The 2994-nt window shown below is 37.5% G+C and carries 2 protein-coding genes and 1 pseudogene; all 3 read right to left on the bottom strand.

The genetic code is table 11. The annotated features are described in order from the left end of the window. Window positions 1–916 (bottom strand): hypothetical protein (locus BZG14_RS15535; RefSeq protein WP_131825202.1); only part of this gene is annotated, 916 nt, incomplete at its 3' end. Window positions 917–1213: 297 nt separating this feature from the next. Further along, window positions 1214–2324: pseudogene (locus BZG14_RS14970) on the bottom strand (ISAs1 family transposase); the annotation flags it as partial. Between the two features lie 168 nt (window positions 2325–2492). Next, window positions 2493–2994, bottom strand: a 502-nt coding sequence (locus BZG14_RS15790) for a hypothetical protein (RefSeq protein WP_206744422.1), incomplete at its 5' end; no start/stop codon positions are given.

The following is a 2994-nucleotide window of genomic DNA, read 5'->3' as shown; positions in this document are numbered from 1 at the left end:
ATATTATCCAAAGTACGCTACGTAGGGGGTTTGGCTCATAGAAAACCGAAGGGAAACGTGTAATTATCTGATTAAATAAATAGTGCGCAGCATCTAGCCCACCACCTGAAAGAACGTCTTTTACTTGTTGAGGGTTTAGAGAAGAATTACTTGTCGCTGATGTTCCCTGTGGTATTAAATAGCTTGCTAAAAGGTCTCCAAGAAATTCCGGGAGCGGAAAAAAAAATAAACCAACCAAAAAAACAGCGAATAACACTGCAAAAGCTCTTATATTATGAACGCTTTTCCTAAATGGTTTAATAGTAAAGTAAACCATTATAGAAAACACCAACATTAAAAGTAAGTGAGGTCTAGTCAAAGTTAACACCACTCCCCCCAGGAATGGTAAAATCATTTTTCTTGAAAAACTAGCATCAACTATAAAAGGTAAAAAAATAATCAGAAGAGATACTGCCGTCAATCCATCCCTAAGCAAAAAACTTGAAAAAAACCATCCTATAAGCACTAATGAAAAAAGAGAAATACGATTCCAAAAAAAACTCGAGTGTTTATAGTAAGAGTAGTGTGAAATCGAAGCTAACACTCCAGCCCACAGAAACGAAAAGCTCAACTTCCCCCAGAAAGCGACTGATATGTAGTCACATAAAAATGTTGAACTAGATATAAAAAAACTATATAAAGAATACCTTAAGTCAAATGATATATCATTCAATCCACCGCTACAAACTTGCAAAGCATTAATTGCAAAAAAGTGTTGATCCTCGAGTAGACGACCTGCCAGAGATAAATCTTCTAAGATAACAAGAATAATGAAAATCAATGAGCCAGCTAGGTATAAAAAAACCCAGTGCARAGATTCTCGCCACCAAAAACTTAGGCAAACGAGAAGAACTAAAAAAGAAATAATACTAATCAAAAGGTTAACCTTAGCTTCTAATCAACACAAAATACTAGAAAGCGGCATAAATCACGGAAAACGCATGAACATCCCAGGGCGAGCGCATGAGTTGAATTAATGTAAATTCTCACAAACCATTAACCACGATATGGTTGTTTTAAGCTGCTTTTCTTTTATCCCTGTTTGTTTCTTGACCGCATAAACCTGGGCTTATGCAGCTCAACTCTTAGCGAGTTAACAAAGAGAGTGATGTCCGTTTACAAATAATCTACTCGCGCGGTTGCCCTGATGAACATCCCCGTCACGAAAGGCTTCCAACACGGTCGCCAAGTACTCTTGGTCCATCGCACACATCATTCGCTTACGTTGAATGCCGGCTTTGAAACTCTTTTATTGCTTTAATAAATTTAAAACCATTTTCCTTATTCGTGAAAAAACTTCCGCTCGATCATCCACCCTAATTCGGAAGGTATCTTCTTTAACCCAAAATCGAGTTGCCACTGCATTGATTCAATTAACCAATGCGAGCGAGTGGCATCATGAAGCTCTTTCGCTGTCAGTGCTTTTGAACTTATATAATAGCGCACATAAATATCGGATTCGTCGGCGTGTTTACCTTCTTGTCGAAGACTCACCATGATGCCCATCGTTTTTAGTTCAGGCCAGTCATAAGCTAAATCACCTAATACACTTAAATCGGTATTGATAAGTGCACATCGTGTTTCTAAACGTCCATGCGATTTCTCTTGTGATGAGTAGCTGTCACCATCAAAGTGTTGAAGCATTGAAGGCCGGTAATAATTATCAAACGCTTTGTCTAACTTGCCTTGGTTTCCTTTAACAGCGAGCAAATAGTCGGCATTTTTATTAATGATTTTCTGTGCGATTTTTCGCTGACAACCCATGGCATCTATAGTAATCAAACACCCAGAAATATCAAGCAATTCCAGCAACTTAGGTATTTCAGTAATCTCATTGGTTTTACTATTTACTTTTGACTGTCCGAGGCATACACCATTTGCGGTTGCGAACGCATTAACCATATGAATCGCAGCTTCGTCTGTTGCTCGGTTATATGAACCCCTCAGTGTTTTTCCATCAATGGCAACTACTTCACCATCCGTTAATTCATGACACGATTTCATCCATTCTATGAAGGCTTTTTGTAATGCTTTTGTACTGATGGTTCCCATCACTCTTGCAATCGTATCTGCCGATGGTGATGTTTTACCTGAGAAGCCAAAACGTAATAAAAAATCACGTTACTTACGTCCATAATCACTAATGCCTTTCCAGGTATCATGACCAGACAACACCGCACAAATCGTTATCAAAATAATACCTGATAACGTATGTTCAACTTTACCTTCTTGGCGAATGTCTATAATGGAAAAAAATGCATAAATGGACTTTTATTTTCTGTCATTTTTAATCTCCTAAACGTTAGGAGACCATTAAATCGTACTGAAAACGATCAACGAATTGATCCTTTTCTTTCACTTATTTTAATTAATAAATAGGGCATAACGCACGGTTTTCAGCCTTAAGTGACAACTTAGCCATTAAATCGCTAGCCTAAGCATGGAGAAGACCTTCATGCTTTTTTCATACTGAGAATTGCGCGAATTACAAGATTTACTTGACCTTTTATCTTATCGAGCGTGAGGATCACTCTGCGAGGCAACGATATGATCAGTAACCACTTTAAGCTGTAAATTGGTTCTTCTCTGAAGAAAAAACATTTAAAAATATTACAACTTCTCTTCTTAAGCATTCTTTTCTTTTCTATTAATGCTGATTTAATTAACATATTACTATACTTTATAAGCAACTTTAACTCATCATCCCCGAGCTCTGAGCGTAGCTCTTCTACCATATCAATAAATATAGTTTCTTCGGGCACCGAGGTTTTTGATACACCAACGACATCCTTGTGGGTATATGAGCCTACGTCGCTACACCAATAAAAATTTTTACTTTTTGTCACCAATAAAACCCAGAGATAAATATCTCCTGACCGATTTGTTCTACCTTCCGGGAAGCGTACCCACTCGGAAAACTGCTTTCTTCTTACTATGACACTATTTGTATTAAAG

Origin of the sequence: Salinivibrio sp. IB282, assembly GCF_001995685.1 — a bacterium.
Taxonomy (GTDB): Bacteria; Pseudomonadota; Gammaproteobacteria; order Enterobacterales; family Vibrionaceae; genus Salinivibrio; species Salinivibrio kushneri.
The sequence above is the reverse complement of the archived record's forward strand: the minus strand, read 5'-3'. Positions and strand labels throughout refer to the sequence as shown.